Consider the following 23,234-nt stretch of genomic DNA (forward strand, 5'->3'; position numbering starts at 1 on the left):
AGGACACACTATGTCTCCACGCCTTATTTTCTGGATTTCTGCATTTGTACGTATCTTCCTGGTTCTCATGGGAGCCGCATCTGCTATCTATCTGTGGGGGCCTGTGACAGGTTTGGTATTGGGATTGATCGGTATGGTCACCCTGTTTTGTGTCCAGCTATTTTATTTGCAGCGCCTGGCTGACTGGCTGGACAATCCTAACAGCTCACGTTTGCCTGATGGCTGGGGTGCCTGGACTGACATATTTTCACGCCTGTATAAATTGCGCCGTGATGATGAAAAGAACCAGGCTGAACTGGCAGAGTGGCTGGCACGTTTTCGCCAGGCAATGACGCTTTTGCCTGATGGCGTTGTCATTATGGATGATGTATTGTTTCTGGAATGGTGCAACCCGGCAGCGGAAAGCCATCTGGGCCTGAGCCATGCGCAGGACAAGGGCATGCGCGTGACCAACCTGGTACGCAGCCCTGAATTCATGGATTACATTATCCTCGGACGTTATGAAACACCCTTGACGCTGTCCTTCCGTGACCGCAAGCTGATTGCCCATATCATCCCGTTTGAAAACCGCCGTCAGATTCTGGTGACCCATGATGTGACTGAATCAGAACGCATAGACATGATGCGGCGCGACTTTATTGCCAATGCCTCGCATGAGCTGCGCACACCGCTGACTGTCATCAATGGTTTCCTGGAAATTGCTTCCATGCAGGTTGACCTGGATAACCAGACCCGCAATATGCATCTGAAACTGATGACAGAGCAGGGTGAGCGCATGCAGCGTCTGGTAGAAGACATGCTGACCCTGACCAGACTGGAGTCCGTTGATTATCCGCCGCGGCCTGAGCGTATCAGCATGCAGGGTTTGCTGGAGCAGATCATGCAGGAAGCGCATGCACTGTCTGCTGGCAAGCACAAGATCACGCTGGAATGCACAGGCCCGGACATCCGTGGCAGTAATGATGAAATACGCAGTGCACTGACCAATCTGGTGACAAATGCGATCCGTTATACGCCTGAAAACGGCAACATCAAGATCAGCTGGATAGATACTGCGAATGGCCCCAAATTTGCGGTGCAGGACGATGGCATAGGTATTAGTGCCGAACATATCTCGCGCCTGACTGAACGCTTTTACCGCGTCGATAAAAGCCGTTCCCGCGAAACCCAGGGGACTGGTCTGGGCCTGGCGATTGTCAAGCATGTGCTGCTCAGGCACAAGGCGAATTTGTTGATCGAATCTACGCCGGATGTGGGTAGTAAATTCTGTGTGCAGTTTCCGGGTTCTGTAGTTAGTGTATAAAACCAGTACATAAAAAAGCAGGGCCCTAAAATAAGAAAAGCCGCTTATGCGGCTTTTCTTATTGTTGACCTTGCTGATACACGCGTAGCAGCTCGGAAACCAAAATGCCATTGATTTTCATGCCACTAAGTTCACTGCTCTCTATGAGCACATCTTTGAATGAGATATCGGCGAACCGACAGCCTTCCATATCAACACTACGGAAATTACTGCCGCGTAGCTGTACCTGGCCGAAGTTGGAGCCAGTCAAATCCATATTATGAAAATTCCTGCCCTGCAAAAGTTTGCTGTCTTCCATCGCTTGCCTCTTTACATTGAAATTGATGATCACCCACTGCCGTGACAGTGAGCAGGTAAGAATGTCAGCCGTTTAGATTAATTGGCTGAACGCAGCAGGGCTTGGGTTCTTTCCTTCAGCCATTCCAGTGCAGCACCGCTGACACGTGGCGACAGGCGCTGCAAGACTGTAGTATGGTAATCATTGAGCCATTTAATTTCGTCTTCGCGCATTAATTCTATAGTGATGCAGCGAGTGTCTATAGGACAGAGTGTCAGGGTTTCAAATTCCAGGTACTCACCAAATTCGGTTTGCAAGGCAGGCACGTTCAACAGCAGATTTTCTATGCGCACGCCCCATTTGCCAGGGCGGTAGATGCCCGGCTCATTGGATGTGATCATGCCAGGTTCCATCGCCATATGCGCTTCTGCTATTGCGGGGGAAATGCTCTGCGGGCCTTCATGCACATTCAGGAAATAGCCTACGCCGTGACCAGTGCCGTGACCATAGTTAACGCCGTCGGCCCAGATAGGCGCGCGCGCTACCGTGTCAAGCATGGGTGACAGTGTGCCACGTGGGTAACGCATTTGCGAAAGATTGATCATACCCTTCAATACCAGGGTGAAATCACGCTTTTGCGCTTCTGATACCTGGCCTACGGGTACCACGCGGGTAATGTCCGTCGTACCATTCAGGTACTGACCACCAGAGTCGATGAGCAGCAGGCCATCACCTTCGATGACGGAGTGCGATTCTTTGGTTGCACGGTAATGTGGCATGGCACCGTTGGCATTGAAGCCAGCAATGGTATTAAAACTGGGTGAAACAAAGTGCGGCTGGCGGGCACGGGCAGCGCAGATTTCTTCGTCTATGGTCAGCTCAGTGATGCGTTGCTTGCCTAATGTATCTTCCAGCCAGGTGAAGAATTCACATAGTGCTGCACCATCCTGTTCCATGGCTTCACGAACAAACTGCGCTTCTTCTGCCGTCTTGCGGGATTTGGCAAATACAGATGGGTTGATCGCTTCGATGACTGTGACGCTTGTCGGAATACTTTGGCGGAAACCATAAGTGATCCTGCGCGGGTCTATCATGATACTGCTATCTGCAGGCAGGGCTGCCAGTGCGGACGCTGCTTCGCTATAGTCTGCCAGGTTAACGCCATCTTTTGCCAATATGGCTGCCAGTTCTGCCGGGACTTTTCCTTCGGATACAAACAGTTTTGCCTCAGTCTGGCTGATCAGGGCATGGCCAACAAATACCGGGTTATAGCTGACATCTGCACCACGCAAATTGAAGATCCAGGCCAGGTCATCGACCGTGGAAACAAAGTGCCAGTCTGCGTTTTTGCTTCGCATCTGCTCGCGTATCATCGCCAGTTTGTTGGCGCGGGCGACTACGGCATACGGTGCTGCATGTTCATAGATGGCAGCCTGCGGCAAGCTGGGGCGTTCGTCCCACACTTTATCTAAAAGATCGTGGCTGGTATTGAATGTGATGCCCTTGCTTTGCAAAGCCTGCTCCAGTGCCCTGGCAGTTGCCAACCCCAATACAGCGCCATCTACGCCAACAGTTTGCCCCGCCTGCAGATTGCTGGCCAGCCAGTCTATGTACAAAGTAGCTGCTGCCGAGGCGATTTTCATCATCTTGATGCCAGTTGGTGCCAGTTCTACCTCTGCTGAACTCCAGTAGCGGCTGTCTACCCAGAGGCCTGCGAAATCAGCAGTAACGATCAGCGTACCTACCGAACCAGTAAAACCAGAGAAATAGCTGCGGCCCTGCCAGCGATCAGGCAAATACTCTGACAGATGCGGGTCGGAAGATGGCACGATGTAGGCATCTAGCCCCTGTGCCTGCATGGCAGCGCGTAATTGCACCAGGCGGGCAGGGATGGGAGATGTGATGGCGGAAGGGCTAATAGGGCTGTTCATGGATGTACTTCCAAAGCAGGATAGACAGGAGTGAGGATAAGTTTAATACGAAGGCACTGTAAATACAGGTCGAGTTTGGCTGCATTGCTTAAGTTGTTGCTTAAATGCCAGCACTCGTCTGGATGAACAAAACCGTAGAGGAGTATACCTAAAATATATTAGATATGAGCAAGTATGCCGATTTCTTTAGTTTTTCAGGAATCGCCGCATAACATGCGGGGCAGGCTCATTCGGATTGGCGTGGGAATATTCAAGCTCGGGCGCGAGTTCAAACTCGAATGCGGCATACAAGTCCAGCAGACGGGGCTGGTCGCTACGCACTCCCAGACGTAATTCTTCTATGCCGGATGCCTGGGCCGCATGAATGACGGCTTCCAGCAAATGCTGGGACAGGGCTTCACCCCGAAAAGCGGGCAAGACCCCCATGCGCAGCATTTCCCAGCAATTATTTTCTGTATCCAGCGGCAGCCAGCGTACCGAGCCCACTGGTTCATCATCCAGTAACAGGACAAAGCCGCCACCCTGCATTAAATCATTGCAGACGCGCTCACTGCTTTCATGGTGGCCGCTGGAGGTAGCGGCCACCTTGTCAGTCCAGCAAGTGCGGGTCAGATGCGCGATGAGTTGCGCATCTTCGATAGCAGCTTCACGGACAACAATATTCATACGTTGCTGGCAAGATATTAACGGACACGCATGCCAGGCTGTGCACCAGGCCAGGCTTCCAGTATATACAGACCTGGGTTAGCCTTTTCATCTGCAGCCGATGCTGCCAATACCATGCCTTCTGACATGCCAAACTTCATCTTGCGCGGTGCCAGATTCGCCACCATGACGGTGAATTTGCCTATCAGTTGTTCTGGCTGGTAAGCTGATTTGATGCCTGAGAACACATTGCGGGTGCGGCCTTCGCCCACGTCCAGCGTCAGGCGCAAGAGTTTGTCTGAACCCTCTACATGTTCGCAATTGACGATCTTGGCTATGCGCAGATCGACCTTGGCAAAATCATCAATCTTGATTTCTTCGGCCAGTGGTTCGATGTCAGAAGCTGCAACTTCTGCAGTTTCAGAGGCAACTGCGGTCACTGGCGCTGGTGCATCAAACAAGTCGTCAAATATCTTCAAATCTACCCTTTGCATCAAATGCGTGTAAGGATTGATTTTGTGCAGATGTGGCAACGGCGTAGCAACATCTGCCCATTGCAACGGGGCGATATTCAATTGTGTTTCTACCTGTGCTGCCAGTTGCGGCAAGACCGGTTTCAGGAAGGTGGTCAGGATGCGGAAAGCTTCCAGCAAGCGGCTGCACACTTCCTGCAGCTTGGCATCGTTCTCTGGCTTTTTCGCCAGTTCCCAAGGCTTGTTGGAATCGACATAGGCATTCACCAGATCAGCCTGTTCCATCGCAGCGCGCAAGGCTTTGCCGTATTCACGGGCTTCAAACAAGGCTTTGATTTCTGGCGCTACATTGCGCAGATTGTTGAGGAAGGCATCATCAGCCGTTGCCCAGTCAGTTGCGACGACGCCATCAAAACGCTTACTGATGAAACCGGCAGCGCGGCTGGCGATGTTGATGTATTTGCCGATCAGGTCAGAATTGACACGCGCAACGAAGTCTTCCGGATTCATGTCCAGATCTTCAACCTTGGCATTCAGTTTGGCGGCGAAGTAATAACGCAGCCATTCAGGGTTCATGCCGATTTCCAGATAGCGTAGTGGCGAAATGCCAGTGCCGCGTGACTTGGACATTTTTTCACCAGAGACAGTCACAAAACCATGGGCATACACATTGTCTGGTGTTTTATAACCAGAGAACTTCAGCATCGCTGGCCAGAACAAGGTATGGAAATAGGTAATATCCTTGCCTATGAAATGAATTTGCTCGGTCGTCGGGTCAGCCATGAAGGCATCGTAATCACGACCTGTCTTGCCGAAGTAGTTTTTCAGCGAAGCCAGGTAACCAACAGGCGCATCCAGCCAGACATAGAAATATTTGCCTGGTTGGTCAGGAATTTCGATACCAAAATAAGGCGCATCGCGGCTGATATCCCAGTCGCCCAGGCCGCCTTCACCTTCCAGCCATTCCTTGCATTTGTTCGCCACCTCGGATTGCAGGCGATTGTCTTTCAAAGCCCAGCCGCGCAAGAATTCCACGCATTTTTCATCAGACAGTTTAAAGAAGAAATGCTCAGATGACTTCATGATCGGTGTTGCACCGGTCAGGACGGAATAGGGATTCTTCAATTCTGTAGGCGCATACACGGCACTGCAGACTTCGCAGGAATCGCCATACTGGTCTTTGGCACCACATTTAGGGCACTCGCCCTTGATGTAGCGGTCAGGCAGGAACATGTTTTTGACCGGGTCAAAAAACTGTTCTATGGTTTTGCTGGTGATAAAACCGGCAGACTTCAGTTTGCGATAGATGTCCTGCGACAACTGATGGTTTTCTTCGCCATCAGTTGAATGCCAGTTATCAAACTGGATATGGAAACCATCAAGGTATTGTTTGCGTCCGGCAGCGATCTGCGCCACAAAAGCCTGTGGCGTGATACCGGCTTTTTCAGCCGCTATCATGATAGGTGCACCGTGTGCATCATCCGCGCCGACGAAATGTACCTCATGACCCGACATTCGCTGATGCCTTACCCAGATGTCAGCCTGGATATATTCCATGATGTGACCAAGGTGGAAGGGCGCATTAGCGTACGGCAGGGCAGTGGTAACAAACAGCTTACGGGTCATGGTTGATGCACTTTTTATGAACGGACAAGAGCATTATTCTAACAGCGAATGCACATATTGCAGCCGCTATGCCCTGATCCGAGGGGATAGTAAGGGGATTTTCGTATTGTTTTGCCAATGGATGCTGTTCAAACTACCCAGGCACCATTCCTGTAGACAACTTCATCATCCAGTTTTACCGCTTCGGTAACGGCGAAGACATCAACATGATGGCGGCCTTCACCGCGCTTGATATGCGGTTTGGCATAGCTGCCATGCTTGGCGCCCAGGGACAAATGGACGCCGCACATGCGCTCATAAGTGCCTATATCGCGCACGGTCTTGTCCTTGGAAAAGGCCTTGTTCATGCCAAAACCCAGTTCGCGCACCCAGACCACGCTGTCGTCCGCCCTGATATTGGCCAGCACCTGATCAAATTCAGGCGTGGAATTGATGGTATTCGTGACCTGGCCTTTTTCCACGACCAGAGTGATCGGCTGTGTCGGGCGATTGACGGTAAATGTCGTATCGCCAAAAGCAAAGATGCGGATTTGACCATATACATCTTCAAGCGCTACCGATTCTGTGAACACTTCACCGATGGGAAATTGACCGCCGACATTATTCATCTGGCGATAGTCGCCGACATTGAGTTTGGCTGGTTCAAAGCGGCCGCTGAAGATCAGTTCGGCACCGCCACTATCAACGACGCCACCGCTGGCGCTATCGATTTTTTGTTTGAGCGCATTGCCAGTACCGCGATAGTAGTTGGCATCGTAAGCCAGCGACTCTATGTAATACAGGTTTTCATCACCTTCCATGCGTGCAAGATGAGGATGTTCTATCACTTTCAGGCCGCGCTTGAATAACTCCACCCGTAGTCTGTAAGCTTCGAGGCGAAAATTGGTGGACTGTACCAGTACTGCCAGATCAGATGCATGCAAAGCATTCAAGGTCGATAAAATCAGCTCAGGTGTCTCTGCATCAAAATCGATAAAGCGCGCATTGGGCAAGCAAGCACGATAGGCATTGGTCAGTGCCACCGCCAGAGGGCTGCGCTGGTCGTACACGACCACAGCCTGATGCTGATCAGTATGTTCAAAGGCCAGTTGCAGAACATCGCGCAGATGTTGCTCTGCCATTGCTACTGCAGATGCAGGCAAGTGTTCCCGTGTGTGATCTGTATCGGTATTGCTTGTGGAAGTGGTCATGATTCTGCCGGTGCTTGTTCTTTGCCAGGGATGGTAAGCACTTTTATCTGTGTGGTAAGCCTGAGCTGGGGACGCTATTTTAGCGCCTAATACCTTAGTATGGATTTGATTTAGCCCATGTTTCAAGGCATTATGCTTAACTTTATGGAAATAAAGTGTATATAAAATCACAAAAACCATAAATTAATTGTGCACAATAAATGATAGTCAAATGCCTGATGGCATATTGCTCATCAAAAATATAAATTTATAGGGAATGAAAATGATCGCCAAGCAGTTTTTAAAGTGGGTAATAGCCTTTTTTGTCGCAGTCTTTAGCCATTTTGCTTATGCGCAAAATGCAGCAACTGAGGCAGAGGTCAAGGCAGCATTCGACGAAGCAAAAAAAGTCATGCAGGCTGGCCCTGCCGAAGTCAAAATGATAGATCAGGCTGTATTGAAAGTACCTGCCGGCCAAATATTCATTCCCATGCCTCAGGCGGGCCGCATCATGCGTGCCATGGGCAATTCTTCTGATCCCAGCTTGCTTGGTGCCATTTTTCCCGAAGACGGTAACTGGATGATCGTGGCGCGTTATGAAAAAGCCGGCTATATCAAAGATGATGATGCCAAAGACTGGAATGCCGACGACTTGTTGACGAGTCTGAAGGAAGGTACGGAAGAGGGCAATAAAGAGCGTCGTCAGCGCGGCATCCCGGAAATGCAACTCGTGGGCTGGGCTGAGAAACCTAATTATGAAGCGGCAACGCACAGGCTGGTATGGTCAGCGATTACCAAAGACAAACAAGGCAACAATGACAGCCAGGGTGTTAATTACAATACTTACGCGCTGGGCCGTGAAGGCTATATCAGCATGAATCTGGTCACTGCATTGAACGATTTGCCACAACAAAAAGCCATCGCCAAGGATTTGCTGGGACATCTGGAATTTTCAGATGGCAAGCGTTACAGCGATTTCAATATCAGTACTGATAAAGTTGCTGAATATGGTTTGGCAGCGTTGGTGGCCGGTGTTGCAGCCAAGAAGCTGGGTTTGTTTGCCATCATCTTCGCTTTCTTTGCCAAGTTCGCCAAATTGGCGCTGGTTGCCGTGGTAGGCTTGGGTGCATTGATAAGCAAGCTGTTTGGGCGCAAGAAAGCTTGAATTTTTAGTTATTTGAATTGCGGGCAAGGATAAAATAAAAAATGATGAAGTTGCTGCTCCTGCTGTTTTCCGGCGTCAAGTTTAGCAAGTTGCTGACCTCGGGCGGCACCATGATTATTTCTGTTGCACTCTATGCCTGGATATTTGGTTGGTGGTATGCCGTGGGATTTGTCTTGCTCATGTTCGTGCATGAAATGGGACATTTCATTGCTGCCCGCCAGCGTGGGCTGGATGTGGGCTTACCTACCTTCATCCCTTTTCTGGGTGCCTGGATAGAATTGAAAGACATGCCGCATGATGCAGAAACCGAGGCATATATTGGCCTCGGCGGGCCATTGGCAGGTACTGTCGGGGCTATCCTGTGTTATTTCCTGGCCCGTAATTACAATAGCGATTTATTGATGGCGGTAGCGTATTCAGGCTTTTTCTTGAACCTGTTCAATATGATACCGCTGTCCCCCTTTGATGGCGGGCGCATTACGGCCGTGCTGACGCCGCGGATCTGGTTTGTCGGCGTCCCCGTTTTGCTGGCTTTGTTTTACTACCGCCCAAGTCCGATGCTTATCATCATCGGTTTTCTGGCATGGCCACAATTGTGGCGCGCCTGGAAATACGATCCAGAGGCTGAAGAGAACAAGGCTTACTACAATATGTCTGCACAAGTACGTTTTACCTATGCGGCTTATTATCTGATTTTGCTGGGCTTCCTGGCTGTCATGACCAATGATGTGCATGAGATGGTGCAGGCGGCGCGCCAGGTGAAAGGGATGTAGTCCGATTGCCTTGCAAGGTGTCAGGCTTGCAGGGTTTTCTGATTGAAGGCGGGTCTTAATTTATTCGCCTGTTTCTACGCAGCCCTTGACCATAGTCTCGTTCCTATGCCTTAGCCGCTTGCACGCATTCACTTCTATCCCACCTCGCTTTTCAGCGCTGAAAAGATGGTATTTGTTGCGCTACCATTTCTCTTCCAAAATTCCAGGTAGAAAAGCAATTTCCCGCAATATCTCGCCATTTTTGCAAAAAAATCATGAGTTTGATTGATATGGGAACTGCCTGATGACCAAGCCAGTTTCATAGCAGAGATAAGTAAAAACCTCTCGTTTTTCGCATGGCTCTATTGATAATGTTTAGCCTTGACGCTCATTATTGATAGCGCTACCATTTGTGCATCAATACTTCACTCAGCTTTGTCATTATTTTTGATGAAAAGAACCATGCCCATTCCTTCAAGTACGCCTGTCCTCGTCAATTTACAAGTCATCCCGGTTGCTGGTCATGACAGCATGCTGCTCAATCTTAGTGGTGCGCACGGGCCATTTTTTACCCGCAATATCGTGATACTCAGCGATAGCCTGGGTAATACTGGTGTTGGTGAAGTGCCAGGTGGCGAAGCGATACGGCAGACCATACTTGATGCCCGTGACTTGCTGATAGGTAAAAGCATAGGTGATTATCAAGGCATACTGAACCGTGTGCGTGATGCCTTTGCACACAGGGATAGTGGTGGGCGTGGTAACCAGACTTTTGACTTGCGCATTGCTGTTCATGCCGTTACAGCACTCGAATCTGCCTTGCTGGATTTGCTGGGCAAGTTCCTGGAAGTGCCGGTGGCAGCCCTGCTCGGTGAAGGGCAACAACGTACGGCTGTAAAAATGTTGGGCTATCTGTTTTTTGTTGGTGACCGCAGGCGCACTGAACTTCCTTACATCAGCAACCGCGACGCCGATGATGACTGGTTGCGCTTACGCCATGAAGAAGCCATGACACCACAAGCTATTGTGAAGCTGGCCGAAGCTGCCTATAAGCGTTATGGTTTTAATGATTTCAAACTCAAGGGCGGCGTCTTGCGTGGCGAAGATGAAATGGAAGCTGTCACTGCATTGGCAGAACGCTTTCCACAGGCGCGCATCACCATCGATCCTAATGGTGGCTGGTTACTGAATGATGCCATACGCCTGTGCCGTGATAAGGCGGATGTACTGGCTTATGCAGAAGACCCTTGTGGCGAAGAAGGAAGTTTTTCAGGCCGTGAAGTCATGGCCGAGTTCAAACGTGCAACGGGCTTGCCAACGGCAACCAATATGATCGCCACTGACTGGCGTGAACTTGATCATGCAGTGCGTTTGCAGGCAGTGGATATCCCATTGGCTGATCCACATTTCTGGACTATGCGCGGGGCCGTCAGGGTCGCGCAGTTGTGCCAGCAATGGGGGTTGACCTGGGGCTCGCATTCCAATAATCATTTCGATATTTCTCTGGCTATGTTCACCCATGTAGCCGCCGCGGCACCTGGTGAAATCACGCCAATTGATACCCACTGGATCTGGCAGGATGGCCAGCGGCTAGGCAAGCAGCCTTTGCAAATTATTGACGGCATGGTGCAGGTACCGCAAACGCCGGGACTGGGTGTGGAGCTGGACATGGCCGAAGTAGAGCGCGCGCATCGCCTGTATCGCAGCATGGGGCTGGGCGCACGGGATGATGCAGTGGCAATGCAATACCTGATACCTGGCTGGAAGTTTGACCGTAAAAAACCTTGCATGCTGAGATAAGGACCTGTTTACGATCTGTAGCGAGCGTCAGCGGGGTTAGGGTAACAAAAACGCAGCGCAAAAAGCGGAATGTACTCTAAGTACATGAGCATTTTTAGCAGCACATGAGCCCCGATCACGCTCTCGCAGTAAGATCATAAACAGGTTCTCAGACATTTTCCTGATCCATGTCCTGCGCTGGATTGCCTGGACTTCAACTATTTATGGGTACCTATTCCATGCGAACATCACGATTGCTGCGGGCACTGCGGCCATTTGTCAGCAGCTTCTTATTCCTGCTTATAGGTTTGTATGCGGGATTGCATACGGATATGCTGCAGGCAGCACAAACTAGTCCCGCTATCCTGGCGCGCAGTACCTATGACTTCAACCCTGGCTGGAAACTATTTGTCGGCGATGCACCAGGCGCAGCCAGCCCTGCATTTGATGATGTTAGCTGGAAGGCGGTTACTCTGCCACGCGCATGGAACGAAGATGAAGCCTTTAAAAAAGATATCGCTGATTTGTCGACTGGCATCGTCTGGTATCGCAAGCGTTTCAGTTTGCCTGCCGGTGCTTTGGCGGGCAAGGTCTTCCTTGAATTTGAAGGCGTGCGCCAGGCGGCAGAAATTTTTGTGAATGGCAAATCCCTTGCCTTGCATGAAAACGGCGTCATGGCCTTTGGCGTCGATATCAGCGAGGCCGTGACTGAGGGTGCAAATACCATTGCAGTGCGCACCGACAATGCCTGGGATTACCGTGAAAAAGCGACTAACCAGCGCTATCAATGGTCTAACTATAATTTCAATGCGAATTATGGTGGCATCCCCAAGAATATCCGCCTGCACCTGAGTGGCCGCCTGTACCAGACCTTGCCCTTATATTCCAATCTGGGTACTACCGGCACTTACATCTATGCGCAGGATTTTGATGTGGCTGGCAAGGCCGCCACGATTACTGCAGAGTCCCAGGTCAGGAATGAAACGAGGGTAGCCAGCAAGCTTGTCTATGAAGTTGTCATCACTGATCCAGATGGCAAAAAAGTCGCTGCATTTGCCAGCCCGGCACTAACTATAGACGCTGGACAGACTGCGAATGTAAAAGCCGCAGCACGCGTAGGCAAACTGAATTTCTGGAGCTGGGGTTATGGCTATCTCTACGATGTCAGCACAACGCTGAAAGTGAATGGCCGCGCGGTGGATACCGTACACACCCGCACCGGTTTTCGCAAAACTGAATTTGCGAATGGCATGATCAAACTGAATGACCGTGTACTGCAAGTGCACGGCTATGCACAACGTACTTCGAATGAATGGCCAGCAGTTGGCATGTCAGTGCCACCCTGGTTAAGCGACTATAGCAATCAGTTAATGGTAGAAAGCAATGGCAACCTGGTGCGCTGGATGCACGTGACACCGTGGAAGCAGGATGTGGAATCTGCCGACAGGGTCGGGCTGATACAAGCCATGCCAGCAGGTGACTCTGAAGCAGATGTCGATGGCCGTCGCTGGGAACAAAGGGTGGCATTGATGCGGGATGCAGTCATTTATAACCGCAATAATCCCAGCATTCTTTTCTATGAATCCGGCAACAAGGGTATCAGCGAAGCCCATATGCGCGAGATGAAAGCCATACGTGATCAGTATGACCCATATGGCGGGCGCGCTGCTGGCAGCCGGGAAATGCTGAATAGTCAGGTGGCGGAATATGGCGGTGAAATGCTCTACATCAATAAGAGTGCCAGGCTGCCATTCTGGGCCATGGAATATTCGCGTGATGAAGGTCTGCGAAAATACTGGGATAACTACACTGCCCCGTATCACAAGGATGGTGATGGCCCTCTGCACAAAGGGCAGGATGCCAGCATCTATAACCGCAATCAGGATTCCCATGCCATAGAAGATGTGCAGCGCTGGTATGACTACTGGCGTGAGCGTCCGGGCACTGGCAAACGGGTCAGCAGCGGCGGCGTCAATATCGTTTTCTCTGATACCAATACCCACCATCGCGGTGCAGAAAATTATCGTCGCAGTGGCGAGGTTGATGCCATGCGCATCCCCAAAGACGGCTTCTATGCGCATCAAGTTATCTGGGATGGTTGGGTGGATATTGAGCGGCCACGCATACATATCATTGGCCACTGGAATTACACGCCAGCGACCACCAAAGCAATCACGGTAATATCCAGCGCGGATGTAGTGGAATTGTTCCTGAATGGTAAATCCCTCGGCAAGGGTGAGCAGAGTTCGCGCTTCCTGTTCAGCTTCAAGGATGTGAATTGGCAGGCTGGCGAATTGCGTGCCGTTGGTTATGCCGCAGATGGCAAAAAGCTTTGTGAAACCGTATTGAAAACAGCAGGTGAGCCAGCTGCCTTGCGTTTGAACGTTAGGTCTGCACCAACGGGTTTGCGTGCCGATGGCGCAGATCTGGCGCTGGTGGAAGTCGAGGTGGTTGACGCAAACGGCCAGCGAAATCCTGTGGCATTGAACCTGGTTGATTTCAAACTGGATGGTCCGGCAGAATGGCGCGGTGGCATCGCGCAAGGTGAAAATAATTTCATCCTGTCCTCCAGTCTGCCAGTGGAGGGCGGTGTCAATCGCGTTTTGATACGCAGCACTACCCAGGCCGGGAAAATACGCCTGACAGCCACCGCTGTCGGCTTGAAATCAGCCAGCCTGGAAATTACCTCAATTCCGGTGAAAGTGAATGCCGGTCTGGGCACGCAATTGGCCAGTGCGCAATTGCCTTCCTACCTGGGACGTGGCCCGACGCCGGCTACAGCTTCATTCAAAGCATCACGCCTGGCGATGGATATTGCAAAGGTCACAGCGGGTAGTAATGTCGATGCTACAGCAAAGTCTTTTGATGACGATGAAACTACCGCCTGGCATAGTGGCAGCCTGCCGGGTGAGGCATGGATAGCCTATGAACTGATGCGTCCCGCCACCCTGACAGAAGCAGTTTTCAAATTCACTGGCTGGCGCGAGCGCAGTTACCCCATACGTATCAGCGTCGATGGCAAGCTGGTGTATGAGGGATTGACACCCAAGAGCCTGGGTTATGTCAGCCTGCCTTTGAAAGCTGTACAGGGCAATGTCGTCAAAGTGGAATTGACCGGTATGGCAACGGACAGTGATAGGGCATTTGCCATGCAAGAGGTCGCTAATCAAAAGAATACGGATACTGGTGCCAAAGTCGTTGCCAAAGGAGCGCTGTCGATTATTGAGGCAGAGTTCTATGAGACGCTGCATTAAATAACAAGAACAGTTAATCTACTGTGACCAGCAGATTAATTGTTCTTGGTTATCAAAAGCTGGGCTTGTTCACCATCAAAAAGTACACACCTATCATGGCAATGAATGCAGGGTAGCCCAACCATTCCCATATCTTTGCATAGCGCCAGTACTGCTCTGGCAGCACAGTAGTGTTGTTGGCGTCCGCGACTTCGAGCATGGCTTTCATGCGTATTTGCAGCCACACCACGGGCAACCAGCAGGCACCGGCAAACAGATAGAGAACAAAGGACCACATGATCCAAGGCGTACTCAAGGGCCAGCTTGCCATGTGGACCATGGCAAAGCCAGTCAGGGGCTGGATAATTACGGCTGGTGTTGTAAAACACCAGTCAGCCAGTACGACCAGCCGCGCGACCACGACTTGCGCCTTGAATTGTTTACTGCGATTGGTAAAGAACATATAAAACGCCGAACCAAAACCGGTGCCAACCAGTAAGACAGAAGACAAGACGTGCAGGGTTTTAAGCAAGAGATAGGTATTCATTTTGTGTCTTTTCGTGCGTCTGTTTTATTAGCAAATAAATAAGCGAGTAATGCCAGTATGGGCAAGTTTTTCAAGACTGGACCAAAGGGATGTAAATAATACTCAGGCGAATAAATCGCAATGATGCCGCTATAGCCAACAATCAGGGCAATTTGCATCAACCACAAAACGCGCCTGGGCCAGAGCAGAGTAGCCAGACCCAGGCATAGGTCCAGAGTCGATGCGGCCATCAGCATGAACATCGCAGGTGCACCACTAAGACCCAAAGGCTGCAATAAAGCCAGACTGCCGGAGATGGGGTAAAGACCAAACGACACTGCGGCAGTGACAAACCAGACCAGAGCCAGCACATAGCGAAACAATGGCAGGCTCCAGCCTGCAATCGCGCTGCTGGCCAGCATGTTGGCAGGGATGCCAGTGAACCAGTCTTTATGCGATTTCGCTGGCCTGCTCAGATGCGCAGCAAAGTCGGTGGCGTCAGCGACATTGTCTTGCTCCAGCATGCGCAAACTGTCTGGTGTCAGCACATTTTGCGGTAACAGCCTTGCTGCGCTGGCAGCCATGCGCATGAGGGGCATGGGGATAGAAAACATGCGTTGCTCAGGCATGTCCATGACCAGGCGATAAGTTTCCAGCATGCGCCGGTAAGACATGGCTTGCGGGCCAACGGTATTCAAGATCATGCTGTGACGGTTTTCATCGGCGAGCCAGATGGCGATTGCTGCACACAAGTCATCTACATGCACGGGTTGCAATTGTTGTTCACCACGACCTGGCAAACCAAGTACAGGCAGGCTGGCCATGCTGCGGAATAACTGGCTGCTGCCACCATCAATGCCAACCACCAAAGAAGGGCGCAGGATCAGATAACTGAGGCCGCTGGCCATGAGCGCCTTGTCAGCAGCACGCTTGCTTTGCATATAGCCTGTCATGGCTTCTGGATGTTCAGTTTCGTTTGCAGCACCCAGAGCAGATATTTGAATGATGGATTTAACGCCGCATCTGGCTGCTGCATAAAACAAGGCAACAGGTGCGTCGCGATGAATGGCATCGAAACTTAGTTCTGTTGTTTCATTGAGTATGCCGACAGCATTGATGATGACATCAATTTGCCCAAGGCTGCGCAGACGTTTTTCCCAGATGGCAGGCTCGATATCATGCACATAATTGATCGCTATTTCTTGCGGATCAGTCAGGCGTTCTGGCAGTTTGGGTTTGCGTACGCCATGACATATTTCATGTCCTGCATCTTGCAGAGCCCGGCTGATATGGCGACCCAAAAAACCTTGGCCGCCGCAGATAAGAATTTTCATGATGAAGCTTATTTAATTGTGCATTTACCTTCTTTGCAGGCGCGGCTACGTTTTTCAGTGCGCCTGGCGGCAATGCGTATGATGGCACTTGCAAATACTTCAGAAACCCAGTGGCGATTTTTGGCGAAATACTCATAACCCCAATTGCAGATGGGTTTGAGCAGGGGCCAATTGCTGGCCGCAGTCAGCCAGCCCAGGCCTGCGGCGCGGTAGGAGAGGTGTATGACTTCTACCCCAGTCACCACTGTGCCGTCTGGTTTGATGCCATGGATGACGCGCATCACTTCTGCCAGATTCACACCATATTTTGCAGCATCAAAACCAACTGCTGAAGCATCAACGAAATTTAATTTATTCAATTGATCACGTTCACGCAAGTTGTCCATTTCCAGCTTGCAGATAGGGCAGGAGGCATCATACAGCAGGGTCAGTGGATAGTCGCTCATTTCAGGTTCCCTCACTTTTTAACTTTTATTTCTGACATTTCTGTCTAAACAGAAATTTATCTTCAAAAAAAATGCGTGAGCATTTTTTTTATGCGGCGATGGCTTGCACCACTATTGCTTGTCATCTCCGCGCACAAATTTTTGTACTGCCGCACCCATCTTCAAGAGCTTCATCAAGGTGTTCGGTTCCAGTCGCAGCATTTCATCGGTCCAGGTGGTGACGGTCTTCATCAGCGCCAGGGTCTCGGCAATACGTAATTGCGTGGCCTTGTCTTCCTGATCCAGATCAGGGCTATCCAGGCATTGCTGCAAGGTAGTGATGGTGGGATTGAATTCCCTTTCCTTGCGTTCACGTACTACTGTGCGGAACAATTCCCAGACATCCAGCGATGTTTCATAATGTGCCCTGCGGTCACCCATGACATGCGCCAGTTTCACCAGCTTCCAGTTTTGCAGCTCTTTCAGCGAATTTGATACGTTCGACCTTGCTACACCCAGCGTATCTGCAATTTCTTCTGCCTGCATGGGGCAGCCCACGATATACAGCAGGGCATGAATCTGGCTCACGGTACGGTTAACACCCCATAAGGTGCCCATTTCGCCCCAGTGCAGGATAAATTTTTGTTTGACGGGTGTAAGTTCCATGATCACAGTGTAGTTAATTCCCTTATTTCAGTCAAGACAGAAATAAAAGAATTATCAATTTCCTTAATCAAAAGATAAAATTGCCCATAATGAGGACTTACGCAAAATTGTCCCAGCAGGTCTATTGCTTTAGGAAACCTCCCTTGTAAGGGAGGTTCGTTTCGTCGGCAGGCAACATGTTGCCTCAATTCCCGACTGCACCGTAGCGACGAAGACAGTACTTTAAGTACGACTAGGAGCTGCAACGCAACTGGGGGCGGTTTTGCGTAAGTTCCAATAATAAGACTTAAATCTAAGAGGGGCATAGATGGATGATTTGCACGCCGTATTAAATTTCTGGTTTGGTCTGGATACCGATGATGCCAAAACCGCGCAATCCCAGGCCAAACTATGGTGGTCCAAGAGCGATGATCTGGATGCCGCCATCAGGGACGGTTTTGCCAACCTGACTGAGCAGGCCATGCAAAAGGAATTAACCGGTTGGGAAAACACAGCAGAGGGCCGACTGGCCCTGATCATTCTGTGCGACCAGTTCCCCCGGAATATGTACAGGAACACGCCAGAGTCATTCGCCTATGATGCGCAAGCCAGGGCTTATTGCGAAGCAGGCTTGCAAGCGCAGGCTGATCGCCAGTTGCGTCACATACAAAGAGTTTTCTTTTACCTGCCGCTGGAACATTCAGAATCGCTGACCGACCAGGACAGGGCAGTAGCTTTATTTGATGCCTTGCGCCAGGAAGTGCCAGAAGGACAGCGAGAGCCTTTTGAAGGCTTTTATCAGTATGCCGTGAAGCATCGCGCAGTCATCCAGCGCTTTGGCCGCTTCCCGCACAGGAATGCGATTTTGGGACGGGCATCAACGGCCGAGGAAGTAAAGTTTTTATCTGAACCGGGTTCGTCTTTTTAAAAAGTGGCAGCAGATTACTTCGGAGTACTCGAACATGATTCAACAACTTGCAGCACCGGGTGTTTTCCTTACTGAAGTGGATGGTTTCTCCAGTTCAGTGGTGGCGGTACCTACCGGCATACCTGTCTTTGTGGGATATACAGCCAAGGCCGGTGGTGCAGGTAAGCCCGCATGCATTTCATCCCTGGATGAATACATCAGTATATTCGGTGGTGCGCCGCAGATAGCGTATGACTACGTGAGCAATACTCAGGCCACACCGCCATACCAGGCTAATAAAGCTGCGCCAGCTTTCGACTTATATTTTGGCTTGCAATTGTTTTTCAATAATGGCGGCGGAGTTTGCTACATACTTTCTCTTGGTACTTATGACGAAGTAATTGCTGCGGGTACTTTTAACAAGGATGCTTATAACAATGCGTTGGCCATCGCTGCTGAATGTACAGAGGCAGATTTGCTGGTCATGCCAGATGCTGTGCACCTGAGCCTGGATGACTGGGCCAGTGTGTCGCAATTGGCATTGCAAAGCTGTGAACAATCGCAGCACCTCATGTGCATACTGGACGTACACAATGGTTATTTGCCTGCAGATGGCAGTGCGCAAGACCCCATCACAGGCGGTACAGGCAGCGGTGGCTTTTACAGGATTACGGGGCTGGGTGAGGAATTCAATCAATATGGCGTCAGTTATTATCCATGGCTGAATACGAATATCGTCAATATCAGTGACATCGATTACAGCTGGGTTTCAGCCAGTACCTTGCCTTTGCTGGTAGCAGATTTGAATGCAGAAGCACCGATTTTATTTCCTCCTGGTTCGCCAGGTATTTCTTCATCGAAATTACAGGCTTACCTGAGTATCGTAGCCTCACTGACACAGGCAGCCGATGCAGTGGCCATTCGCCAGCGCCACCAGAGCCTGATGGCTGTCTCTCCACTGTATCAATCCTGCATCAAAAATATAGCGACCAGCGTCAATCTGTTGCCGCCTGCTGCTGCAATGGCAGGTGTGTATGCGCGTACTGATCATACCTTTGGTGTGTTTCAGTCACCAGCCAATACAACCATCATCAATACCATTTCTCCTGCGGTAATGATTGACGACCAGGAGCAAGCGGCTTTAAATGTGCCTCTGAATGGCATGGCTGTGAATGCCATACGTACGTTTCCCAACTACGGTTTGCTGGTCTGGGGAGCGCGCACTCTGGCAGGGAATAGTAACGACTGGCGCTATATCAATGTCCGACGCACCATGATCATGCTGGAGCAATCGATTAAAGCTGCTTTGCATGCCTATGCGTTTCAGGCCAATGATAGCCTGACCTGGAATAGTGTGAATGCCACAATCAGCAATTTCTTGAACGCTCTCTGGAGAGACGGCGCTCTGGTTGGCAGCAAGCCAACGGAGGCATATAGCGTTAGTGTCGGGCTGGGCAGCACCATGACCGGGCAAGACATACTGGATGGGGTAATGAATGTCTCAGTTTCAGTCGCGGTGGTGCACCCGGCAGAATTTATTGTCCTGACTTTCCGGCAGCAAATGCAAACTGGCTAACAAGATTGCGAATGCCCGTGACTATGCCGGGCATTTGTTCAATCATGGCAATCAGTCATAGCCAAATGTCGCCGTACCCTTGCTCAAATTGCGAGGTGCAGGCGGTGCTTTTGGTACGAAATTGAACTGGAATTTGACATTGCTGGGGCCTTCGTTTGCCACCTGCACGGTTTGCGCCAGTGGCTCGCCAAACATATTTGGCGCCCAGGCTTTGACCTCATATTTGCCGGCTGGCAGGTTATTGAGGGCTACACTGCCCGATGCATCGGTCTTGGCAAAATAAGGTGTATCAACCACATAGATAAAGCCACGCATCCAGTCGTGGAAATGGCAGACCAGGGCAACTTCACCAGGTTTATCAAACAGGATAGGCGCAGGTTCTTCTTTCTTGTTATTCACGCGTAGTTCAAAAGTCTTGGCTGGGGAAAATGACTTCAGGTGATGCTCGTGATTGTCCTTGTTAGGAAATCGCACTTGTGTACCACTGCGTATGACGGTAAGGAAAGGGCTGAAAGCATAATTTTCTTGCGCCACTATGCTGGTTTCACCAGGTTTTTTCGCAGGCGAAGGCGTGTCCAGTGGTGTCGCGAACAGAACGGCGTTACCCATGGCCTGCCCGTTCTTGTCGGTCAAATGCCCGACCAGCAAGCCAGCCTGGGCAGTCAGGGAGTAAGAAAGTAAACCCAGTGCAGACAATGAAAGGCAGAATTTGCTGCGAGAGTGGGGTTTTGCTTGAATTTGCATCAATTTCTCCTGATTTTCTTTGTAAAAAATAAATGGGCGCAGAACCATTATGCTTGAACTTCATTGGACGGGGAAGTTTGCGTCTCTTCAAATATGCCCACTTACAACAAGCCTGTCATCAAGGGTATTGCAGCCTGGATGTACAAATTGCGCTAGACTTGCAGGATATCTATGGAGAATTGCATGAGTATTACAGTTGACGACATTAAAGCCGTATTGGCAAAAGTGATAGACCCAAACACCACTAAGGACCTGATAACAAGCAAATCCGCCAAAAATATCAAGATAGAAGGCGCAGATGTGAGCCTGGATGTGGAGTTGGGTTACCCGGCCAAAAGCCAGTTTGAATTGATACGCGCTGCCGTTGTGGCAGCCATTGCAGCTTTGCCAGGTGTGGGCAAGGTTGCAGTCAATGTGACTTCAAAAATTATTGCCCATGCTGTGCAGCCGGGCATCAGGCTCATGCCTAACGTAAAGAATATTATTGCTGTAGCCTCAGGCAAGGGCGGGGTTGGCAAATCGACTACCGCCGCCAACCTGGCCCTGGCCCTGGCCGCTGAAGGCGCAGCTGTTGGCATCCTGGATGCCGACATCTATGGCCCTTCGCAACCCATGATCATGGGCATCTCTGGCCGCCCTGAAACGGTCGATGGCAAAACCATGGAGCCGCTGGAAAACCATGGCCTCCAAGTTTCTTCCATAGGTTTCATGATAGATCCTGACGAGCCCATGGTCTGGCGTGGGCCCCTCGTCACCCAGGCCTTGCAGCAATTGCTGGGGCAGACCAACTGGCGTGATCTGGATTACCTCATTGTCGATATGCCACCTGGTACGGGCGACGTACAACTGACCCTGTCGCAAAAGGTGCCGGTCACTGGTGCAGTCATCGTCACGACACCGCAAGACATCGCCTTGCTGGATGCGCGCAAGGGTCTCAAAATGTTTGAAAAAGTCGGTATTCCTATCCTGGGCATAGTCGAGAACATGAGCATCCATATCTGCTCTAACTGTGGCCATGCTGAGCATATTTTCGGCGAAGGTGGTGGTCAGAAAATGTGTGCAGACTTTGGTGTTGATTTCCTTGGCGGCCTGCCTTTGACAATGACGATACGCCAGCAAGCTGATTCAGGCACGCCTACAGTGGTTGCCGAGCCTGAAGGGAAAATTGCTGGCCTGTATAAAGATATCGCCCGCAAAGTCGCTATCAGGGTTGCTGAAAAAGCCAAGGACATGACAAGCAAGTTCCCCACTATCACCATACAAAATACCTGAGGTGCAGGCGAGTATGGACAAGCAGGCTGACTATGCTTACATGCAGCAGGCACTTGAGCTGGCTGGCCGCGCCACCATAGAAACTTCGCCTAACCCCAAAGTGGGTTGCGTGATCGTTCGCGATGGTCAGGTGCTGGGGCAGGGCTGGACACAGCCGGTAGGGCAGGCGCATGCAGAAGTGCAAGCGCTGCGCGATGCTGCTGCACAAGGCCATGACGTGCGTGGTGCCACTGCTTATGTCACGCTGGAGCCCTGCAGTCATTTTGGCCGTACGCCACCCTGCGCAAATGGTTTGCGTGATGCTGGCATCACACGCGTGGTTGCTGCCATGCAGGATGCCAATCCACAAGTAGCAGGGCGCGGCTTGAGTATCCTGCGGGAAGCAGGTGTCGAAGTTGAGTGTGGTACTTTTCCTGGTCTCGCCTTGCAAGCGCGGGAATTGAATATAGGTTTTTTCCAGCGCATGGAAACCGGCAAGCCCTGGATTCGGATGAAAGTTGCTGGCAGCCTCGATGGCGTCACGGCACTGGCGAATGGGCAAAGCCAGTGGATTACCGGGCCGGTGGCAAGGCTGGATGGCCATCACTGGCGTGCGCGTGCAGATGCAATTTTGACTGGCATAGGCACGGTGCTGGCAGATGACCCCATGCTGAATGTAAGGGGTGTGGACACACCGCGTCAGCCCAAAAAAATCATTGTCGATTCACATCTGCGCATCTCGCCGCAAGCCAAGGTGTTGCAAGGCGGCGCCTTGATCGTATGTGCTGTGCCTGATGCTGAAAAACAGGCGCAACTGGAGCAGGCGGGGGCAGAAGTAATTTGTCTGGCAGATGCGAATCAGCAAGTGGATTTACCAGCTTTGATGCAAGAATTGGGACGCAGGCAAATCAATGAATTGCATGTGGAAGCCGGGGCGACCCTGAATGGGGCATTGATCAGACAGGATTGCGTCAATGAATTATTGCTGTACCTGGCTCCCAAGCTTTTGGGGAGTGGGGCTGGTTTATTTAATTTGCCTGAATTGACCCATGTGGATCAGGCCAGGATTTTGCAATTTCATGAAGTCAGCCAGGTAGGTGAAGACTTGCGAGTGCTTGCCCGATTCAAGCAATCTGAGTGATCCGGAAAACCGAGTTGAAAAACTGAGGCGGAAAAGAAAAAAGGATCGTTGAATATTCAACGATCCTTTTTAAATGGTCGGAGTACAAGGATTCGAACCTTGGACCCCCTGCTCCCAAAGCAGGTGCGCTACCGGGCTGCGCTACACTCCGAAAAACTGGTCTGTCATTTATTTATTTTAGTCGATTCAGCTTAAATCAGCCACAATCTGAATCTGCTGAAATAAAAGGGATCGTCTGTGACGATCCCTAGAATTTGGTCGGAGTACAAGGATTCGAACCTTGGACCCCCTGCTCCCAAAGCAGGTGCGCTACCGGGCTGCGCTACACTCCG

Annotated in this window: 19 protein-coding genes and 2 tRNA genes; 9 read left to right on the forward strand and 12 right to left on the reverse strand. The window is 50.8% G+C overall.

The genetic code is table 11. The annotated features are described in order from the left end of the window. Positions 1 to 10 precede the first annotated feature (10 nt). Positions 11 to 1,303: a phosphate regulon sensor histidine kinase PhoR gene (gene phoR, locus AC3WQT_RS04655; protein WP_492702664.1), complete on the forward strand. Its 1,293-nt coding sequence runs from the start codon at positions 11 to 13 to the stop codon at positions 1,301 to 1,303. Between the two features lie 58 nt (positions 1,304 to 1,361). Here phoR and AC3WQT_RS04660 read toward each other — a convergent pair whose 3' ends face one another. From AC3WQT_RS04660 to AC3WQT_RS04680, 5 genes are all read right to left on the reverse strand, one after another. Then, positions 1,362 to 1,601: a pentapeptide repeat-containing protein gene (locus AC3WQT_RS04660; protein ID WP_492702665.1), complete on the reverse strand. Its 240-nt coding sequence runs from the start codon at positions 1,599 to 1,601 to the stop codon at positions 1,362 to 1,364. 77 nt (positions 1,602 to 1,678) lie between these two features. Beyond that, on the reverse strand, positions 1,679 to 3,511 hold the full coding sequence (locus tag AC3WQT_RS04665; RefSeq protein ID WP_492702666.1) for an aminopeptidase P family protein: 1,833 nt from the start codon (positions 3,509 to 3,511) through the stop codon (positions 1,679 to 1,681). Positions 3,512 to 3,697: 186 nt separating this feature from the next. Continuing rightward, positions 3,698 to 4,177 carry a GNAT family N-acetyltransferase gene (locus AC3WQT_RS04670; protein WP_492702667.1) on the reverse strand — a complete coding sequence of 160 codons (480 nt, stop codon included), beginning with the start codon at positions 4,175 to 4,177 and terminating at the stop codon, positions 3,698 to 3,700. A 17-nt stretch (positions 4,178 to 4,194) separates the two neighbouring features. Further along, positions 4,195 to 6,255: a methionine--tRNA ligase gene (metG, locus tag AC3WQT_RS04675; RefSeq protein WP_492702668.1), complete on the reverse strand. Its 2,061-nt coding sequence runs from the start codon at positions 6,253 to 6,255 to the stop codon at positions 4,195 to 4,197. A gap of 128 nt (positions 6,256 to 6,383) precedes the next feature. Beyond that, complete coding sequence (locus AC3WQT_RS04680) at positions 6,384 to 7,445, reverse strand: hypothetical protein (protein ID WP_492702669.1); 1,062 nt, start codon at positions 7,443 to 7,445, stop codon at positions 6,384 to 6,386. Between the two features lie 262 nt (positions 7,446 to 7,707). Between AC3WQT_RS04680 and AC3WQT_RS04685 the strand changes: the two genes are divergently transcribed. From AC3WQT_RS04685 to AC3WQT_RS04700, 4 genes are all read left to right on the forward strand, one after another. Then, positions 7,708 to 8,589: a DUF2167 domain-containing protein gene (locus AC3WQT_RS04685; protein WP_492702670.1), complete on the forward strand. Its 882-nt coding sequence runs from the start codon at positions 7,708 to 7,710 to the stop codon at positions 8,587 to 8,589. A gap of 41 nt (positions 8,590 to 8,630) precedes the next feature. Further along, entirely contained in the window at positions 8,631 to 9,362 is a 732-nt protein-coding gene (locus AC3WQT_RS04690; RefSeq protein ID WP_492702671.1) for a site-2 protease family protein, read from the forward strand. 441 nt (positions 9,363 to 9,803) lie between these two features. Then, entirely contained in the window at positions 9,804 to 11,141 is a 1,338-nt protein-coding gene (gene gudD, locus AC3WQT_RS04695; RefSeq protein ID WP_492702672.1) for a glucarate dehydratase, read from the forward strand. A gap of 218 nt (positions 11,142 to 11,359) precedes the next feature. Further along, on the forward strand, positions 11,360 to 14,374 hold the full coding sequence (locus AC3WQT_RS04700) for a DUF4982 domain-containing protein (RefSeq protein WP_492702673.1): 3,015 nt from the start codon (positions 11,360 to 11,362) through the stop codon (positions 14,372 to 14,374). Positions 14,375 to 14,426: 52 nt separating this feature from the next. On the opposite strand, the gene AC3WQT_RS04705 is transcribed toward AC3WQT_RS04700, so the two are convergent. From AC3WQT_RS04705 to AC3WQT_RS04720, 4 genes are all read right to left on the reverse strand, one after another. Next, positions 14,427 to 14,900: a DUF2269 family protein gene (locus AC3WQT_RS04705; protein WP_492702674.1), complete on the reverse strand. Its 474-nt coding sequence runs from the start codon at positions 14,898 to 14,900 to the stop codon at positions 14,427 to 14,429. Further along, on the reverse strand, positions 14,897 to 16,213 hold the full coding sequence (locus AC3WQT_RS04710) for an SDR family oxidoreductase (RefSeq protein ID WP_492702675.1): 1,317 nt from the start codon (positions 16,211 to 16,213) through the stop codon (positions 14,897 to 14,899). Before AC3WQT_RS04710 ends, AC3WQT_RS04705 begins: the two co-directional genes overlap by 4 nt. An 8-nt stretch (positions 16,214 to 16,221) precedes the next feature. After that, positions 16,222 to 16,659, reverse strand: a complete 438-nt coding sequence (locus AC3WQT_RS04715; protein ID WP_492702676.1) for a thiol-disulfide oxidoreductase DCC family protein — start codon at positions 16,657 to 16,659, stop codon at positions 16,222 to 16,224. A 111-nt stretch (positions 16,660 to 16,770) separates the two neighbouring features. Then, complete coding sequence (locus AC3WQT_RS04720; RefSeq protein ID WP_110254021.1) at positions 16,771 to 17,304, reverse strand: GbsR/MarR family transcriptional regulator; 534 nt, start codon at positions 17,302 to 17,304, stop codon at positions 16,771 to 16,773. A gap of 307 nt (positions 17,305 to 17,611) precedes the next feature. Here AC3WQT_RS04720 and AC3WQT_RS04725 point away from each other — a divergent pair, with 307 nt between their 5' ends. Together AC3WQT_RS04725 and AC3WQT_RS04730 are read left to right on the forward strand one after the other, a co-directional pair. Then, a complete protein-coding gene (locus AC3WQT_RS04725) occupies positions 17,612 to 18,211 on the forward strand; it encodes a DUF924 family protein (RefSeq protein ID WP_492702677.1) in 600 nt (199 codons plus the stop codon). 34 nt (positions 18,212 to 18,245) lie between these two features. Next, complete coding sequence (locus AC3WQT_RS04730) at positions 18,246 to 19,766, forward strand: phage tail sheath family protein (protein WP_492702678.1); 1,521 nt, start codon at positions 18,246 to 18,248, stop codon at positions 19,764 to 19,766. A 51-nt stretch (positions 19,767 to 19,817) separates the two neighbouring features. Here AC3WQT_RS04730 and AC3WQT_RS04735 read toward each other — a convergent pair whose 3' ends face one another. Next, positions 19,818 to 20,510 carry a methylamine utilization protein gene (locus AC3WQT_RS04735; protein ID WP_492702679.1) on the reverse strand — a complete coding sequence of 231 codons (693 nt, stop codon included), beginning with the start codon at positions 20,508 to 20,510 and terminating at the stop codon, positions 19,818 to 19,820. A 183-nt stretch (positions 20,511 to 20,693) separates the two neighbouring features. Here AC3WQT_RS04735 and apbC point away from each other — a divergent pair, with 183 nt between their 5' ends. Next, complete coding sequence (gene apbC, locus AC3WQT_RS04740; RefSeq protein WP_492702680.1) at positions 20,694 to 21,782, forward strand: iron-sulfur cluster carrier protein ApbC; 1,089 nt, start codon at positions 20,694 to 20,696, stop codon at positions 21,780 to 21,782. 13 nt (positions 21,783 to 21,795) lie between these two features. Beyond that, on the forward strand, positions 21,796 to 22,902 hold the full coding sequence (ribD, locus tag AC3WQT_RS04745; RefSeq protein ID WP_492702681.1) for a bifunctional diaminohydroxyphosphoribosylaminopyrimidine deaminase/5-amino-6-(5-phosphoribosylamino)uracil reductase RibD: 1,107 nt from the start codon (positions 21,796 to 21,798) through the stop codon (positions 22,900 to 22,902). Between the two features lie 74 nt (positions 22,903 to 22,976). On the opposite strand, the gene AC3WQT_RS04750 is transcribed toward ribD, so the two are convergent. Continuing rightward, positions 22,977 to 23,053: transfer RNA gene (locus AC3WQT_RS04750), tRNA-Pro, on the reverse strand. 104 nt (positions 23,054 to 23,157) lie between these two features. After that, positions 23,158 to 23,234: transfer RNA gene (locus tag AC3WQT_RS04755), tRNA-Pro, on the reverse strand.

It is taken from the genome of Undibacterium sp. FW305-107 (genome assembly GCF_058788535.1).

Excerpts from the sequence above, each read along its gene's own strand:
- AC3WQT_RS04700 (WP_492702673.1), top strand. The coding sequence starts at position 11,360 with ATGCGAACATCACGATTGCTGCGGGCACTGCGGCCATTTGTCAGCAGC.
- AC3WQT_RS04710 (WP_492702675.1), bottom strand. The coding sequence starts at position 16,213 with ATGAAAATTCTTATCTGCGGCGGCCAAGGTTTTTTGGGTCGCCATATC.
- AC3WQT_RS04730 (WP_492702678.1), top strand. The coding sequence starts at position 18,246 with ATGATTCAACAACTTGCAGCACCGGGTGTTTTCCTTACTGAAGTGGAT.
- AC3WQT_RS04690 (WP_492702671.1), top strand. The coding sequence starts at position 8,631 with ATGATGAAGTTGCTGCTCCTGCTGTTTTCCGGCGTCAAGTTTAGCAAG.
- gudD (WP_492702672.1), top strand. The coding sequence starts at position 9,804 with ATGCCCATTCCTTCAAGTACGCCTGTCCTCGTCAATTTACAAGTCATC.
- apbC (WP_492702680.1), top strand. The coding sequence starts at position 20,694 with ATGAGTATTACAGTTGACGACATTAAAGCCGTATTGGCAAAAGTGATA.
- AC3WQT_RS04725 (WP_492702677.1), top strand. The coding sequence starts at position 17,612 with ATGGATGATTTGCACGCCGTATTAAATTTCTGGTTTGGTCTGGATACC.
- ribD (WP_492702681.1), top strand. The coding sequence starts at position 21,796 with ATGGACAAGCAGGCTGACTATGCTTACATGCAGCAGGCACTTGAGCTG.
- AC3WQT_RS04685 (WP_492702670.1), top strand. The coding sequence starts at position 7,708 with ATGATCGCCAAGCAGTTTTTAAAGTGGGTAATAGCCTTTTTTGTCGCA.
- AC3WQT_RS04660 (WP_492702665.1), bottom strand. The coding sequence starts at position 1,601 with ATGGAAGACAGCAAACTTTTGCAGGGCAGGAATTTTCATAATATGGAT.
- AC3WQT_RS04670 (WP_492702667.1), bottom strand. The coding sequence starts at position 4,177 with ATGAATATTGTTGTCCGTGAAGCTGCTATCGAAGATGCGCAACTCATC.
- metG (WP_492702668.1), bottom strand. The coding sequence starts at position 6,255 with ATGACCCGTAAGCTGTTTGTTACCACTGCCCTGCCGTACGCTAATGCG.
- AC3WQT_RS04735 (WP_492702679.1), bottom strand. The coding sequence starts at position 20,510 with ATGCAAATTCAAGCAAAACCCCACTCTCGCAGCAAATTCTGCCTTTCA.
- AC3WQT_RS04715 (WP_492702676.1), bottom strand. The coding sequence starts at position 16,659 with ATGAGCGACTATCCACTGACCCTGCTGTATGATGCCTCCTGCCCTATC.
- phoR (WP_492702664.1), top strand. The coding sequence starts at position 11 with ATGTCTCCACGCCTTATTTTCTGGATTTCTGCATTTGTACGTATCTTC.
- AC3WQT_RS04705 (WP_492702674.1), bottom strand. The coding sequence starts at position 14,900 with ATGAATACCTATCTCTTGCTTAAAACCCTGCACGTCTTGTCTTCTGTC.
- AC3WQT_RS04680 (WP_492702669.1), bottom strand. The coding sequence starts at position 7,445 with ATGACCACTTCCACAAGCAATACCGATACAGATCACACACGGGAACAC.
- AC3WQT_RS04665 (WP_492702666.1), bottom strand. The coding sequence starts at position 3,511 with ATGAACAGCCCTATTAGCCCTTCCGCCATCACATCTCCCATCCCTGCC.
- AC3WQT_RS04720 (WP_110254021.1), bottom strand. The coding sequence starts at position 17,304 with ATGGAACTTACACCCGTCAAACAAAAATTTATCCTGCACTGGGGCGAA.